Annotated in this window: 10 protein-coding genes, 1 tRNA gene and 1 pseudogene; 7 read left to right on the top strand and 5 right to left on the bottom strand. The window is 46.9% G+C overall.

The features are described 5' to 3' along the window. Window positions 1-303: 303 nt before the first annotated feature. Window positions 304-2,607 (top strand): ferric-rhodotorulic acid/ferric-coprogen receptor FhuE, encoded by a 2,304-nt coding sequence (fhuE, locus tag B3Z23_RS05125; RefSeq protein ID WP_294902607.1) that lies wholly within the window; start codon window positions 304-306, stop codon window positions 2,605-2,607. Window positions 2,608-2,768: 161 nt separating this feature from the next. Here fhuE and B3Z23_RS05120 read toward each other — a convergent pair whose 3' ends face one another. Beyond that, window positions 2,769-3,677 carry a DMT family transporter gene (locus tag B3Z23_RS05120; protein ID WP_294902604.1) on the bottom strand — a complete coding sequence of 303 codons (909 nt, stop codon included), beginning with the start codon at window positions 3,675-3,677 and terminating at the stop codon, window positions 2,769-2,771. A 232-nt stretch (window positions 3,678-3,909) separates the two neighbouring features. Here B3Z23_RS05120 and B3Z23_RS05115 point away from each other — a divergent pair, with 232 nt between their 5' ends. Next, the gene (locus tag B3Z23_RS05115; RefSeq protein ID WP_294902601.1) at window positions 3,910-4,794 is read left to right on the top strand and encodes a LysR family transcriptional regulator; all 885 of its coding nucleotides are present in this window, start codon (window positions 3,910-3,912) and stop codon (window positions 4,792-4,794) included. Between the two features lie 221 nt (window positions 4,795-5,015). Here the strand turns inward: B3Z23_RS05115 and B3Z23_RS05110 are convergent, their stop codons facing one another. Further along, window positions 5,016-5,354, bottom strand: coding sequence for a gamma-glutamylcyclotransferase family protein (locus B3Z23_RS05110; protein WP_294902598.1), 339 nt, complete (start codon window positions 5,352-5,354; stop codon window positions 5,016-5,018). Between the two features lie 497 nt (window positions 5,355-5,851). Between B3Z23_RS05110 and epsC the strand changes: the two genes are divergently transcribed. Continuing rightward, window positions 5,852-6,811 carry a serine O-acetyltransferase EpsC gene (gene epsC / locus B3Z23_RS05105; protein ID WP_294902595.1) on the top strand — a complete coding sequence of 320 codons (960 nt, stop codon included), beginning with the start codon at window positions 5,852-5,854 and terminating at the stop codon, window positions 6,809-6,811. 569 nt (window positions 6,812-7,380) lie between these two features. Here epsC and B3Z23_RS05100 read toward each other — a convergent pair. Then, complete coding sequence (locus B3Z23_RS05100) at window positions 7,381-7,971, bottom strand: ABC transporter substrate-binding protein (RefSeq protein WP_294902592.1); 591 nt, start codon at window positions 7,969-7,971, stop codon at window positions 7,381-7,383. Between the two features lie 801 nt (window positions 7,972-8,772). Here B3Z23_RS05100 and mrdA point away from each other — a divergent pair. Both mrdA and B3Z23_RS05090 read left to right on the top strand, forming a co-directional pair. Next, window positions 8,773-10,665, top strand: coding sequence for a penicillin-binding protein 2 (mrdA, locus tag B3Z23_RS05095; protein WP_294902589.1), 1,893 nt, complete (start codon window positions 8,773-8,775; stop codon window positions 10,663-10,665). A gap of 264 nt (window positions 10,666-10,929) precedes the next feature. Continuing rightward, window positions 10,930-12,624 carry a thiamine pyrophosphate-binding protein gene (locus B3Z23_RS05090; protein WP_294902587.1) on the top strand — a complete coding sequence of 565 codons (1,695 nt, stop codon included), beginning with the start codon at window positions 10,930-10,932 and terminating at the stop codon, window positions 12,622-12,624. Here B3Z23_RS05090 and B3Z23_RS05085 read toward each other — a convergent pair. Then, window positions 12,621-13,541: a LysR family transcriptional regulator gene (locus B3Z23_RS05085; RefSeq protein WP_294902585.1), complete on the bottom strand. Its 921-nt coding sequence runs from the start codon at window positions 13,539-13,541 to the stop codon at window positions 12,621-12,623. The two genes, B3Z23_RS05090 and B3Z23_RS05085, sit on opposite strands and share 4 nt — an antisense overlap. A gap of 770 nt (window positions 13,542-14,311) precedes the next feature. Here B3Z23_RS05085 and B3Z23_RS05080 point away from each other — a divergent pair. Further along, a pseudogene (locus B3Z23_RS05080) lies at window positions 14,312-14,686 on the top strand (type II toxin-antitoxin system RelE/ParE family toxin). Beyond that, window positions 14,670-14,972 carry a helix-turn-helix domain-containing protein gene (locus B3Z23_RS05075; protein WP_294902581.1) on the top strand — a complete coding sequence of 101 codons (303 nt, stop codon included), beginning with the start codon at window positions 14,670-14,672 and terminating at the stop codon, window positions 14,970-14,972. The pseudogene B3Z23_RS05080 and the gene B3Z23_RS05075 overlap by 17 nt, the downstream one beginning before the upstream one ends. Window positions 14,973-15,154: 182 nt before the next feature. Here the strand turns inward: B3Z23_RS05075 and B3Z23_RS05070 are convergent. Then, window positions 15,155-15,230: transfer RNA gene (locus B3Z23_RS05070), tRNA-Asn, on the bottom strand. Window positions 15,231-15,675: the final 445 nt, after the last annotated feature.

Genomic DNA, 15,675 nt, shown 5'->3' with positions numbered 1-15,675 from the left:
CGCATTAACTTTCTGGTTGTAAATCTGCGTGTGCAGTCTGTAAAGTAACTCTTAAAAATTAAACTGAGTAAAATCATTAAGATAGGATTAGTCTTTGTTATTTTACGCAAAAAAACACAAATAGTTATATTTTGAAATGAAACTTTTTGGTAAATCTAAAAGGCAATAATTATCATTAAGTTTATCGTTACATCGCGCAGGGTTATTTTTATCCGCGGGCTGAATAGTCATCAGAACCGGAAAACTCTGTTTCTGCGTAATAAAACAATAAGCCGCTAAATCAATCTTGTCAGGGGATCGTCAATGTCTTTCAGTGACCGTGGGGCTGTGAGAGCTTCCGCTATTTCTGCGCGCAGTAAAAACTTTCGTATATCGTTACTGGCTCTGGTCGTTCAGGCCGCGATTATGCCATTGGCCGGTTATGCCGCCGATAATACGACAGTCAGAACCACGAACGCTCCCCATACTGCAACGAGCAATAATACCGCCAAGGCGAAAGCCAAACTGTCCTCTGCCAGCAAAGCAAGCGCAAGTAGTGGCAATAATCCGTCGGAATTAGTGGTGACCGCGGCACCGGGGAACTCACCTGGCACGGCGAAAAAGACCGACTATACGGTGCAGACCACCCGGGCGGGCACTAAACTACTGATGACTCCGCGTGATATTCCCCAATCCTTCAGTGTTATCACTCAGGCAAGAATGAAAGATCAGGATCTGCAATCGGTAGGGGATGTTCTGGCTAATACTACCGGTATTACTCAGAATATGGATGACAGCGAGCGCTCAGAATATTACTCCCGTGGGTTTAAAATCAGTAGTTTCACCTACGACGGAATTCCTACCTCGGTTAACGATTCCTGGAACTTCGGAGATGCGGCATCAGATACCGCGATTTACGACCGGATCGAAGTGGTGCGGGGAGCGACCGGCTTGATGACCGGAGCCGGTAACCCAGCTGCATCGGTGAATATGGTCAGAAAACAGGCCGACAGTAAAACCCCGCAAGGTTCGATTACCGCCAGCTATGGCAGCTGGAATAATCAGCGCTATGTCGCCGACGTGCAGAGCCCACTGAATGAGTCAGGCACACTTCGTGGCAGGATTGTCACCGGCTACCAGGATCAGGACAGCTGGCTGGATCGTTATCATAAAACCAGTAAATTCTTCTACGGGGTACTGAATGCCGATCTGGGGGATAACACGACGGCATCACTGGCCTATGATTATCATGACAGTCAAACCGGAAACCCGACCTGGGGCGGTCTGCCAGACTTCTATAGCAATGGTAATTCTACCCATTATCGCCGCAGTCTTAACAGTGCGGCGGACTGGACTCGTTACAATACTAATTCTCATAAGATACTGGTCGATCTGGTACATAACTTTGATAATGGCTGGATATTTAAAATTAATGGTACCCATGCCATTAGTACCTTTAACGATAAGTTGCTGGATTTGATGACATACCCTGACGAAGATACCGGCGAAGGTGTGACGGGCTGGGGAAGTTTAGACCGTGGTCGCCGTGAGCTTAATTCAGTAGATACCTACGCCAGTGGGCCGTTCAGCCTGTTTGGTCGCGAACATCAGTTAATGGCAGGTGTCAGCTACAGCCGCCAGCACAATGCCACCTATAGCCAAAATGGGATCACTGACCTGGTTGATTATGATATTTCTTCTGATTTTATCGGGGCCTTTAACAACCACTGGAACGGCAATATTCCTGAACCAGAGTGGCAGGGCTGGTATCTGAATGCTGATGATGTGGTTCGTCAGAAATCAGCATATACCGCGGCCCGTTTTTCGCTGGCTGATCCATTGAGTCTGATCGTCGGGGCCCGCTACACTCAGTGGAGTACCGTGGGTTCCAGTGGTGATATGAGTAAGAATAACATTACTCCGTATGCCGGACTGGTGTATGACATTAACGATACGCTGTCTGCCTACGCAAGCTATACCTCGATCTTCCTGCCCCAAAGTTACCGGACCAGTGCGGGGCAGTATCTGAAACCGGTGACCGGCAGAAGTTATGAGACCGGGCTGAAATCCGACTGGCTGAATGGTCGTCTGACCGCCACGCTGGCGGTATTCCGTATCGAGCAGGAAAATGCCGGTCAGGAAGAGAACGGCGTTTTTGTCAATAACAGCAGCGAACAGGCCTATATCGCGACCAAAGGTGCGGTCAGTAAAGGGGTGGAGTTTGAGCTGAACGGTGCAGTTACCGATAACCTTGAAATGACGTTCGGTGCGACACGTTATGTCGCCACCGACTCTGATGGTCGTTTTAACCCGGAAGAACCGCAAACATCGTTCAAACTGTTTGCCCGTTACAATGTACCACAGCTTCCAGCCCTGACGGTCGGCGGTGGCTTTAACTGGCAGAACCGAATCTTTGATGATGTCTCCGGGGCGGATGGTAATACGGTTCGGGTTTACCAGAGTAGTTATCCGCTGGCCAGTCTGTTTGCCCGTTATCAGGTGACCCGCCAGGTGTCGGTACAGGCTAACGTGAATAACCTGTTTGACCGGAGTTACTACAGCTATCTGAACAACTATGTGTACGGCGCACCACGTAATTTCTCTGTCAGTCTTTCTTATCAGTTCTGATAACGCCACTGCCGCCGTCTGGCGGCAGTAATCTTTGGTGGTTACACAATCTTAGATTGTGCAACCACTTTGCTGCTATATTACTCTTTGTGGCTATAGTCAGGGCTAACAGATCTGCAGTTTAGCCGTGGAATCCTCCGTCGGTGAAAGCCGGTGCCCGGTTAATCTGTTGAATGATTCCGGGAAGTGGTCAGATCGGTGGGTCTGCTTCTTGTGTTGCCGGACCGGTAAACCAGCCAGATACCGGCAAATATTGCCGCCATGCCCGCACAGGCTGCCGGAGACAGGCGGTTACCCAACGTCAGGTAGTCGAGTAGCGCTGTAATCACCGGTACCAGATAAAACAGGCTGGTCACATTGACCAGGCTGCCGGTATTCAGCAGCCGGTAAAACAACAGTTGCGCCACCACTGATATCAGTACCCCAAGAAATAATACTGAAATAATTAACGGCAGGCTGAAATGCAGCTGAAATCCTGAAAGCGGTGTCAGGCACAGACATAACAACAGGCTGACGGCGTATTGTAATGGCATAACATCTGCCGGTGGCTGAGCAATTTTCTTCTGCATCAGTGTCCCCGTCGTGATAAACAACAGGGCAGCCAGCGCATACAGCATTCCGCTGGCTGCTAAGTGTGATGAAGAAAGACTGCGCCAGACCAGCAGAACCAGTCCGCTCAGAGCAATCATCAGCCCGGCCAGCCGCATTCCGGTAAACCCACGTTCGGTCATGCAAAGCGTCAGAATCGGCTGAATACCCAGTAAAGTAGCCATCAACCCGGGGGTAATGCCAAGAGCCATAGCACGGAAATAACAGACCGAATAGCCACCGATAAAAATCAACCCTGTCAGGGCGACACGGCATCGGCTGCCTTTGGCCGGCAGCCAACGGCCACGCAAAAAGCCAATAAGTAACAGGACCGACAAAGCAACAATAAAACGGCAAATCAGCAGCGCCAGTGGACTGGCATCGTTCAGGCCCAGACGGGTAAAAATCGCGGCACTTCCCCATAGCAATACAAACAATGCTGTGCCGGCCTGGGCTGTCAGCGGATGTTTTCTCTCAGGCATTCTTTTCTCTCCCGTTGCCGGTTTCAGGGCGAAACGCCTCCGGGCCGGTAATGATGTTGATTGGTTCTTTTATGAAATAGCTGACGGTGGGTGTAAGGCTCCATATTTATAAAACCCTGCAAACAGAAGCAGCATCACAGTCAGGCGGATGGAAACCATTCTGGCAGCAGACTTGTGATTACAAAAGCGAGAGTTTAGCATGCTTGGCATGAGTAAACCGGATGGCTGAAAGATGATGGATAAGAACATTCAAAAGTACAAAGCTTTTCTCAGCGTAGTGGAACATGGCAGTTTTACCCGGGCGGCAGAAAAGATTTTCTATTCCCAGTCAGGTATCAGCCGGATGATTAATGATCTGGAAAATGAGTGGGGAATCTCGCTGTTTGAAAGAAGTCGCAGCGGCGTGAGTCTGACGGCAGAGGGTAGTCACCTGCTACCTTTTGCAAGGCGCGTGTATGAGGAATACCAGAGATTACAGATGGAGGTCGATGCAATAAACGGTTTGCAGTCAGGTACTGTCAGGATAGGGACTTTTTCCAGTGTCGCGGTTCACTGGTTACCGGAAATGCTGAGTCGTTTCCGCACCCGTTATCCGGATATTCATTTTGAACTGGTGCCGGGGGATTACCACGAAATAGAACAATGGATAATTGAGGGCAGTGTGGATTGCGGATTCACCCGTTTACCCGCAAGGCAGCCACTGGAAACCTTGTTTCTAAAACGTGACGATTATCTGGTGGTGATGCCGCAGGATCATCCGCTGGCTGACAGGGAGGCAGTGCCTTTACAGGCGCTGTGTGACTATCCGTTTTTGTTACTGGAAAAGGGCAATAATGACGAAATATCGGAGATTTTCCGCCAACATCATTTAAGGCCTCAGGTTCGGTATACCTTATGGGATGATTATGCGGTGATGGCAATGGTTGGAAAAAATTTTGGCATAAGTCTGCTGCCGCGGCTTATCCTGCAGAATATTCCCTACCGCCTGACGACCCGGGAAACCATGCCCTCAGTAAGCCGGGATATTGGTCTGGCTTACCGGGACAGTCTCAGCCTGTCACGGGCAGCCAGACAATTTATTGATGATCAACTCTCTTCCCGATTGCCGGATGCATAGCCGGTGAGTGCCTTTTTCTGGTTGCTATTTCTCCGCTGTGGTTCCAGACGACATTAACGGGGCAGGGGCAATATTCAGCTGACGGGATAAATCGGGTCGCGATTATCAGGCCAGGTACTTTTCAGCATCAGGGGAATGACACTATTGTCATTCCGGTGCCGGAAGCTATTTTTACTTCACTGATAAAGTTGAGTGAGATGAGCATCAAATGGAACGGCAGCTTATTCTACGTCCAGCTTCGGCTGCAGCTGATAAATCCAGGCACTGACCTTGCGGTTATCATGGGTAGTCACTTGGGTCAGAATCCGGTCATAACCCTCTTCGAATTCATCCAGCATTGGCCAGTGATCTGCCAGCCGGTCAGAGATAAACAACCAGCCATCAATTCGCGCGCCGGCAGCATCAAGAATCACCCCGGGAAATCCGGTCGCCGCTCCCCAGCCACTCTCATAGAACTTACCGGTGACATAACCGGCCAGCCATTCTCCGCCGATATTTTCCAGCAGATGGGCATTGCTCTGGCCCGGACGTAAGGTGCCGTAGACAAATAATGGTGACATATTTCCTCTTTAGTCAGTCGTGCCCACAGGGCTGAAAACAAGTGACTCAAATTAACGGGTTATCCCGGCGCTGGCAAGAAGTCAGCAGGAAGCGGGCAGGTAAAACAGCATTGATATGTCTTCATTTACGAGGCTGAAGTTTTTTCCGAATCTATGCTTAACGAGGGAACTCTGTCATCCCGACACTAAATGCCACAACAATGCCAACAGTGAACAGAATCCTGATAATCGCTGAATCTTCCGGATAGAACAAAAATGGTTCATTTAGTATTAAATGTTATTAAGATCCGAGGAACATGGCCGGTTGTGAAAAAATCAGATAAATAGTCGGCAGGGAGCATAGAGTTGAGATAAAGCACGTTGTCGGTATTCTGGCCTTGATGCTATTTCCCTTTTTTAACTTTAGTAATCCAAAAAGAGTATTTGTTTTAGCGCCGGGGAATGAATACAAGTAATTCAGAATCCGTATTCAGTGCTGGTCAGCAGGAGTGGTTATTATGCAGGAACCAAAGGAACAGTATTTTAGTGAGCAGGGAGTCAGTGACTGGCAGTTATCTGATGTCGTCAGTGAGTTACGCAAGGTGCGTGAGGCATGGCGAGAGGAATATTTGCAGGGACGATATCTGGATAAACGTTTATTACCTTCCCGCACAAATATCAGTGAAATCACCGAAGCTCTGTTTAAAGTATTATATCCAATGCGGCTCGGTACCTCTGAAATAAAAAAAGAGGGTGAGGATTTTTATGTCGGTCATCTGCTGGCTGTTTCTCTCGATAAACTGACCGAAGAGGCGCAGCTGGAATTACATTATCAGTCTGCCGGTAAAGATATCGGCGTCTCTGATATTACGGAGGTGGCGCAACAGCGTATCCGACAATTCGCCAGTCGCTTGCCGGTCATCCGTCAGCGTATCGATAAGGATATTTTTGCGGCCTGGCAGGGTGATCCCTCCGCCCGGAGCCTGGATGAAATACTGCTTTGCTATCCCGGTATCCATGCCGTGATCCATTACCGACTGGCCCATGAACTCTATGATCTTGGTCTGACGCTGCTGGCCCGGATTATCACGGAAAAGGCACACGGCGAAACCGGGATTGATATTCATCCTGGCGCACAGATCGACAGTGGCTTTTTTATCGATCACGGGACCGGAGTAGTGATTGGAGAAACCGCAGTTATCGGTAAACGGGTTCGTTTATATCAGGCGGTAACTCTCGGGGCTAAACGCTTTTTAACTGATGATGACGGACAACTGAAAAAGAATTATCCGCGCCATCCGGTGATTGAAGATGATGTGGTGATTTATGCCGGCGCTACGCTGTTGGGACGAATAACTATCGGTGCCCGTTCCAGTATCGGCGGAAATATCTGGTTAACCCATGATGTTCCCCCGGACAGTAACGTGCGTCAGGCACAAGCCAGACAAAATAAATTTAATGATGGTGACGGTATTTAATCAATGGCCGGATTAACTCAGGGCAAATAAGGAAGCATTAATAAAAGACCAGGTAACAGACTTCAGAGTGTGAGTATGAGCACGCTTGCAGTGATGCATCAGGCTGGTGACTCGCTTGTGCTGTGTTTGTTGTGCATATTCCGTGAATACGTCGTTGTTTGATATGGCTTAGATTTTATCCGTGCAATTTGGAAAATGCCGGAACCAACAGGAGTTGCCAGCGAACTGTCGATCAATGTATTCAGTGTTTGTTCGGTAGTGGCACCGTGGCGTAAAATATTGTCTGAAAGCAGCAGAGGGAGCACAGGTTTACTAGCCTCTAATGCTGCCTGACCTGGAATAGGTTTGGTTCAATCATAGCGACTGAGTTGCAGGCTGATCACCGGTTCCGGTAATTGTGTTTCGGCAGCAATCAGTTGAACCGCTTGCTGTGGATTAGCGATAATCCACCGACGAGCCCGATCGTAGGCCTTAATGACGGTAGCAACGGCCTCAGGGTGATCATGCAGAAAATTTTTCCGGGTATTTAAAAAGAGGCAACACCGAAGTTCTTATTTTCATACAGGATTTTATCGCCGGCTAGCTGGCCCGCTGCCATAAAAGGATCCAGCCCAGGCATCCACCCGGCCTTGCTCAAGCGCTGCCCGGCCTTCAGGATGATGAAGATGGACGATATTGACGTCTTTAACGTTAATGTGGCTGCTACTGAGTGCACGCAATAAAAAGAAGTAAGGATCGGTCCCTTTGGTTGCTGCGATTTTCTTCCCTTTCAATTCCTGTAATGAAGTATAAGGGGCATTTTTCTGTACCAGGATAAGACCCGGAACATACCACAGATAGCTGTAGATGGCTTTAACAGGCTGGCCGATGGCTCTGCTGACAAAAGCCGAAATACTTGAGGTCAATGCAAAATCAGTCGCACTACTATTCAGGAACTCAAGGGAGTTATTAGAGCTGCGTGACAGTACCCATTTAACGCTGGTATGGCTTTTATTAAAATCATCTTCGAGCCAGTGATTCTTCTTTATCACCAGACTTTCCGGGGAGTAATAGGCGTAGTCCAGGCTGATTTGTTTCAGTGCTTCGGCGTGAAGTGGAATAACAATAAAAAGACTGGCGACAATCGTGGCTTTGATCTTAACTTTGTGCTTAGGCAACATCGTGCTCTCCTGGCAGTGGTATCAGTTATTTCAATGACTACGGTGGCTGATTCAGGTTAAGTCCGTGGTATTAAGAAAATGAATGTTGAGAGGTTGCCCGCAGACTAAAAAGTCATTGAATCTTACGAGTGTACATTCTGTAAAATAAATAAAATCAATTAACTTTTCTTTAATTTATAAAGTAAAGCCTGTCGTGTGGTTTTTGGTGGTTGTCAATTAAAAATCGAACGGTCTGTAAAGCTTATGTGCTGTGAAATCCTTAACGCGATTTCTGGCAGGTGAAATTATTTATAAGTATATTTATATTATTTTAAAAGTGAGTTTTCTGGCTTGTGCTAAGAAAATTTAAGTGCTTATTCGTGATATATTTATCATTTGTTTTTTATTTTAAGTTGACTGGGTGTGGTTATTGCTGGTTCATATTTTTTTGAATGTGATGAGATGATGATTTGTTTAAATGTTAAGTTATTACAGATATGCCACTATTAGTATTTACCTGACGAACACTTCTTTGGTAAGATAACTTATTTCTTTGTTTTCATTACCTCTCATTCCGGATAACGTATTGTATTTAATTGTTACGTTTCTGTCATAGTATTTCTGGTAGCATGCAGTAAAGCTGGAATTAGACTGATTTTACTCAGGGTTTACGTTCGCAGACAGGCCCGGTAATGGATGTGTTTACTCATGTTTATCGACACATTTATTCTGCCACGATACATCCCTGTGATAACGTAGTAGAAATTGCTCTGTTAAATATTTTTTTTGGCGTGTTTTTGAACAGAAAGTAAAAGAGATACTATGTTATTTCGTGATTACAAGAAAGAAGAGGTGTTGTTTTTTAAACGGGCAATTATGTCTTTTCTTATTGTTGCTGCCGGATTCACTGCATTAGTGGTAAATTTATACCATCTACAGATTGATGACTATAATGAGTATAAGCTGCGATCTGCAGATAACTATATAAGATTAATTCCCATCGAGCCGGTGCGCGGGATTATCTATGACCGTAATGGCATTCCTCTGGTTGAGAATATTAAGTCTTATGATTTAGATATCATGCCCTATAAAGTTGAACATCTTAAAGCGACAGTTTCGGGGGTTTTAAGTGATATTGGCGATTCTCAGGATGATATTAATGAAAAACTAAAAGAAATCTCTGTTGCCAGTAAATTTAAGTATTTTACCCTGAGAGAAGGATTAAGTGACGTAGATATCGCTAAGTTTTCTGTTGATGAATTTAAATATCCCGGGGTGTCAATATCCACCAGCCGTTATCGTCATTATATCTATGGGGCAGATTTAGCTCATGTCATTGGCTTTGTGTCAAAAATAAATAGCAGTGATTTAAAAAGAATCGATAAAGAAGGTCAGTCAGAAAACTATTTAGCCGATAAAGATATCGGCAAGCAGGGTATCGAGGCATACTATGAAAACGCACTGCACGGACAAACCGGTTTCAAAGAAGTTGAGGTTGATAACCATGGTCGTGTAGTTCGGGTTATCAAAGAGACGCCGGCGATTGCCGGTGAAAATATTCATTTAACTATCGATCTCAAGCTTCAGCAATATATAGAGAAGTTACTGGTCGGACAGAATGCCGCCATGATAGTGGAAGATCCCCGTGATGGCTCTGTTTTAGCTATGGTGTCCAATCCCAGCTATGATCCTAATCCGTTTGTCAAAGGCATAAGTTATAAAGCCTATAAAGCATTACTGAACGATCCGAATCGTCCTCTGATCAATCGTGTGACCCAGGGATTGTATCCGCCCGCCTCGACGGTAAAACCCTATATTGCATTTTCTGCGATGTATAAAAATATCATTAAACCGACGACAACATTATACAGCGGGCCCTCCTGGACATTACCCGGAACCAAAAGAAGTTATCGGGACTGGGTGAAAACCGGGCACGGGACAATTAACTTTAAGCAGGCTATTGAGGAGTCGGCGGATACTTTCTTTTATCAGGTAGCTTATATGATGGGTATCGACACCCTTCACGAAATGTTGAGCAAGTTTGGCTACGGGAAAATGTCGGGTATTGACCTGAATGAGCAATATGCAGGTTTGCTGCCCAGCCGTGAATGGAAAATGAAAGTGCATAAACAACCCTGGTATCAGGGGGATACAGTACCCGTAGGGATAGGGCAGGGTTACTGGCTGGCTTCGCCGATACAAATGGAAAAAGCCATGGTGACCCTGATTAATAATGGTAAAGCCCTGAATCCGCATCTGATGATGAACGAGCAATTTGGTAATGTGGTTGTTCCTTATTCCGGTAATGATAAGGTCGGTTATATTGCCGATAAAAACTCGCCATACTGGGGACTGGTTCAGGATGCCATGTTTGGTATGGCGAATTCAAAGAATGGTACCGGTTATCGTTTTTTCCATACGGCACCTTATGGCATTGCCTCGAAAACAGGGACCTCACAGGTATTCAGTCTGAAAGAGCATCAGATATACAACGCTAAAAATATCCCGCTCAGGCTGCATGACCATATTTTCTATACCGCTTATGCGCCGTATAAATCGCCGACAGTGGCTATAGTATTGATCCTCGAAAATGGCGGGGTCAATGGCATTATGGGGGCTAAAGTGATCAGGAATGTGATGGACCATATGCTGTTACCCGCAGATGAGCAGAGCATGCCTTACATCTATGGTGGCCATGTGGGGGATATTCTGTAACCTGCGCCAGGGTCAGCAGCGATCATCCATTTTTGGCTCTGCTGAAGGTTCAGATTGTTCGACCACCTGAAGTCAGGGCCGCAGTATGCAGTATTGAGAAAGCCACGGCCCGGCGCAACCGCAGTGTGGCGTAACTGATTTTCTGGCATACCTTTAGAGGTATAAAGAATCTCATTAATAGTATTGGAATGAATTTCCTGACTTTCATTAACATTCTGTGATGATCAGCAGTGGTGAACTGTGAGCGAGTCGGGGTGACCAGCAATGAGTAAATCATTTATCAAAGTTCAGGATTCAAATGCCCGTCGGGGTGGTGATGTGTTGTTGGAGGTTTTGGAAAGCGAAGGTGTTGAATATGTTTTCGGCAACCCTGGCACTACCGAACTCCCGTTTATGGATGCACTACTGAGAAAACCGGCCATCAGCTACGTGTTAGCGTTACAGGAAGCCAGTGCGGTGGCAATGGCAGATGGTTATGCGCAGGCTGCGCGGAAACCCGGGTTTCTGAATCTGCATACCGCTGGTGGATTAGGTCATGGCATGGGAAACCTGCTAAATGCGAAATGCTCACAGACTCCCTTAGTAGTGACCGCCGGTCAGCAGGATTTACGCCATATGACCTCCGATCCGCTATTGTTGGGTGATCTTGTGGGGATGGGAAAAATCTTTGCGAAATGGTCACAGGAGGTGACGCATGTTGACCAACTGCCCGTACTGGTCCGTCGTGCGTTCCACGATGCCGATGCCGCGCCTAAAGGTTCCGTTTTTCTGTCACTGCCGATGGATGTGATGGAAGCGCTCAGCTCCATAAGCATCGGAGCACAGAGCACAATTGACCGGAACCCGGTCGCGGGTTCACTGCCATTGTTAGCCAGTAAATTAGCTGCCTTTACCCCTGGAAAAGTGGCGCTGATTGCAGGTGATGAAATTTATCAGAGCGAAGCCGCGGATGAAGTTGTTGCCTTAGCTGAGTTGCTTGCTGCGGATGTTTACGGTTCAACCTGGCCGAATCGTATTCCCTATCCTACTGCCCATCCCCTGTGGCGGGGAAATCTGTCCACGAAAGCTACTGAAATCAGCAAAGCACTTGGCAGGTATGATGCTATTTTTGCGCTGGGTGGTAAGTCACTGATTACCATCCTTTACACGGAAGGTCAGGCGGTACCTGATGATTGCAAAGTGTTCCAGCTGTCAGCGGATGCCGGGGACTTAGGACGCACTTACAGCAGTGAACTTTCCCTGGTGGGTAACATTAAATCATCATTAAAGGTCTTGTTACCTGAACTGGAGAAGGCCACGCTGAATCGTCGGGCAGATTATCAGCAGCGATTTGCACTGGCAGTCAGTGAATTCAGGTTTATCAAAGCAACCCTGTCAGAACAGGTTGCAGAGCAACAATCTGCGTCCGTGATCACCCCACTGGTGGCTGCATTTGAAGCGGTCCGAGCCATTGGACCCGATATTCAGATTGTCGATGAAGCTATTGCTACCAGCGGTTCGCTGCGTAAATCACTGAATAGTCAGCGTGCTGATCAGTACGCTTTTTTACGGGGCGGGGGTCTGGGGTGGGGGATGCCTGCTGCTGTAGGTTACTCACTGGGTCTGGGAAAAGCACCGGTGGTTTGTTTTGTCGGTGATGGTGCGGCAATGTACTCACCGCAAGCACTCTGGACCGCGGCTTACGAAAAATTGCCGGTCACTTTTATTGTGATGAATAACACCGAATACAACGTGTTAAAAAACTTCATGCGCTCTCAGGAGGATTATACCTCCGCACAAACCGACAGATTTATCGCCATGGATTTAATTAACCCTGCGATAGATTATCAGGCACTGGGGGCCTCTATGGGATTAGAAACCCGTAAAATTATCCGTGCAGCCGATATTGCACCGGCAGTTGAAGCCGCACTGGCCAGCGGCAAGCCCAATCTTATTGAAATTATTATCAGCAAAAATTAACGACTACTCCCCGGACTCTGTGCTGCATCCGTATTCTGTTTAATGTTGCGGCACAGGTTCAGAAAATGTCGTAATGACGGGTTTTTATTCTTCGCTGACCACATCAACACATTTTCAATCTGATTAGCATTTTCCAGAGATTTGTAGACTACTCCTCTGAGCTGGCCATTTTCCATGCTTGCCGGAATCAGTGCTACCCCGGCACCGTGGGCGACGAAATTCATCACAGTCTGTTGTACCGTCACTTCCAGTCCTATATGAGGGCTAAACCCCGCCTTCAGGCATTGCTCCAGAATGGAATCATAGAGTACGGGTGCACTCTGGCGTGGAACGGTGATAAAGGGCTCATCACTTAATAATTCGAGGCTAAAATGACTGGCTTTCGCCAACGGATGGCCTGCCGGAAGTGCCGCGATTAACGGTTCACGCAATAGCACCATGGAATCGATTTCCGGATTGGCGGGTTCTGAGAAGCTGATTGCTACATCCAGTCTTCTATCTAATAAGGCCGCCTTTAGATCTGCCGGGATCATCTCCTGAAACTGCAGTCTGATTTCCGGGTATCTTTTTCTGTGCTGCATGGTGACATGCGGAAGGACGCTATAGCTTGCGTACATCGTTGCACCTAACCTGACAAATCCTTTGTGACCGGAGTCTAGATCGCGGATGTTGTTACATGCCTGCTCCAGCAACCCCAGGATAGCGTGGGAATCACTCAGGAACTGTTTACCGGCAATAGTCAGGCTGACACCATTAGCATTTCTGTAAAATAATTTTGCACCTAACGTCGATTCGAGTTGAGCGATTTGCCGGCTCAGCGGAGGCTGGGAAATATTCAGTCTGTCAGCCGCTTTAGAAATATTCCCGGTTTCAGCCACGGTACAAAAGCTGATTAACTGATTAAGTGTAGGCTTCATATTTGTACTCAGTCAGAGTGGCAATTCTAATGGTGTCCTGGAGTATCAAATATGCATGGTGGTCATGTAGATTAAAAGTGATTATAGTAACTTATTGTTGTTTAGCTGCTTTATTATCCACAGCACCAGGCTTCCCTGAGCAAAGGGTTTACTGACAGTTCAGAAAGAGAAATTTTCTCCATCTTCTCCCTGATATTGATAAGTGATGTTTTTCAGTTCCAGACCGCTAAAGGTATCTGGTGTCTCAGCCCGTTATGTACTCCGGATTATCACCAGCCAGGGGACTGTGACGCTGGGACCGCACCGTGGGTTATTATTACTGCGCGTACTACTCATGAACTCCAGGCCTCCGGTGACGCTCTGATGCACAGTAACTATATTGAACCCGACGTCTGGCGTGATCCGGATATGCAGGTTCCCTGAAACAGCTAAATCCGGATCCTGTTGTGCCACCTGTATTTTTGTCAGGCAACCTCAGGTCTTTATCGCTTGCAGGCAGTCGCCTGATTTTAGTCTGGTCATGATGTTACCCGTCATCGTTTTGAAAAACCGATTGTGCTGCCGTTCAGACTGCTTCCTCTCTGTTCATACCTGACTTTTTTCGGTCCGGATCGTAAAACGGTGAATAGCGTGCCTGCTATTCACCGAAATACTGCAATACATTTCCAGCTTTCCAGTAACAGCAAATGAATCCTTAGTCACTGGTCTTATCATCCATTCATAGCTTTACACCTATATAGTTTTTTTTTCTATATTTTTCCGGAGGCATTGTGTGGAAGATTGGAACAACGGATAGGTTCGACCACTGGTTGTGTTCACTTAATGATAGTGACAGGGCCAGCGTACTTGCCATGTTATTAGTTCTGCGGGAAAAATGACCTGCTCTATCCAGACCTTATGCCGATACGGTGAGAGGCTCTCGTTATAACAACATGAAAGAGTTGCGAATTCAGCATCGCGGAGAACCAATTCGAGCCTTTTACGCTTTTGATCCGTCCCGTAACGGCATTGTGCTTTGTGCCGGAAATAAGGACGGAAATGAAAAGCGCTTTTATGCTGAGATGCTTCCGGTCGCTGACCGGGAATTTACTCACTGGCTGAGCAGATTAAAAGATGAAGAGTCATTTGATGGTCAGAACACTTGAACAGATTATTGCGGATGAAAAGCCCGATGTCGTGGCGCGTGCTCAGGTGATGGCAGAAGATATTCTGCTCAATATCCATCTTGCCGGGTTGCGCGAGAAAGTACAGAAAACACAAGTGGAAATGGCGCAGGCTTTGGGCGTCAGGCAACCCACCGTAGCCGTAATGGAGAAACCGGGACGTGACCTGAAACTCTCCACACTTAAACGCTATGTCGAAGCGACCGGCGATAAGCTGCGTTTTGATGTAGAACTACCAGATGGTTCTCACTATGGGTTTGAACTGTAAGTTGCTGAGGAGCCGCCTGAAGGTTTCCTCACCATGCAGGTAAAAGCTTATCCGCCCCGGTTTACAGGTGTTTTTTTAGTAGCAGGGGAGGGATAGCAGATGATTGCAGTGACAGATAACAGGATTATCAGGGGATAAAAAGCAAAAAACCAGACGTCTGTGGACATCTGGTTTCTTTAATATGGCTCCTCTGACTGGACTCGAACCAGTGACATACGGATTAACAGTCCGCCGTTCTACCGACTGAACTACAGAGGAATTGTCGTGAAGACGGGGCGCATAGTAACGAGGTAGTCCCGGCTTGTCAAAACAGTTTTGTCGTTCTGCGAACTGATTGCTGATAAAAACGACAGATTCTAAAAGGCATAGGGCGGGATGTTGAATCTTATAGTGAGCTTTTTAGCAAAGGTTATTTTGTACAGTTGATAAATGCAGGTGAGGTTATCTGGTAAAATCTTGCGGTGATCTATGGTGCAATTATTGCAGGCTCTTGAGTTTTGGGGGGAACTGCCTGTTTAAATAAATCCGATTTAGGTTAAGGATCCCCATAACCAGTTTCTGTTGTCAGGCAGCAGGCACGTTTTATGGTATTCCGTCCCTGGCTATTTAATTCAGCACAGATCCCAGGGTAATCCCCCCTAAAACCCGGTGTGTTCATAAGTAGAATTTTCTCGTAATCTGAACTGAGGAGAATTCTATGAAA

The sequence above is a fragment of the Tatumella sp. UBA2305 genome (genome assembly GCF_002345795.1).
GTDB lineage: Bacteria > Pseudomonadota > Gammaproteobacteria > Enterobacterales > Enterobacteriaceae > Tatumella > Tatumella morbirosei.
Note: the sequence above shows the minus strand (reverse complement) of the source record. Positions and strands in the feature narration are given on the sequence as shown.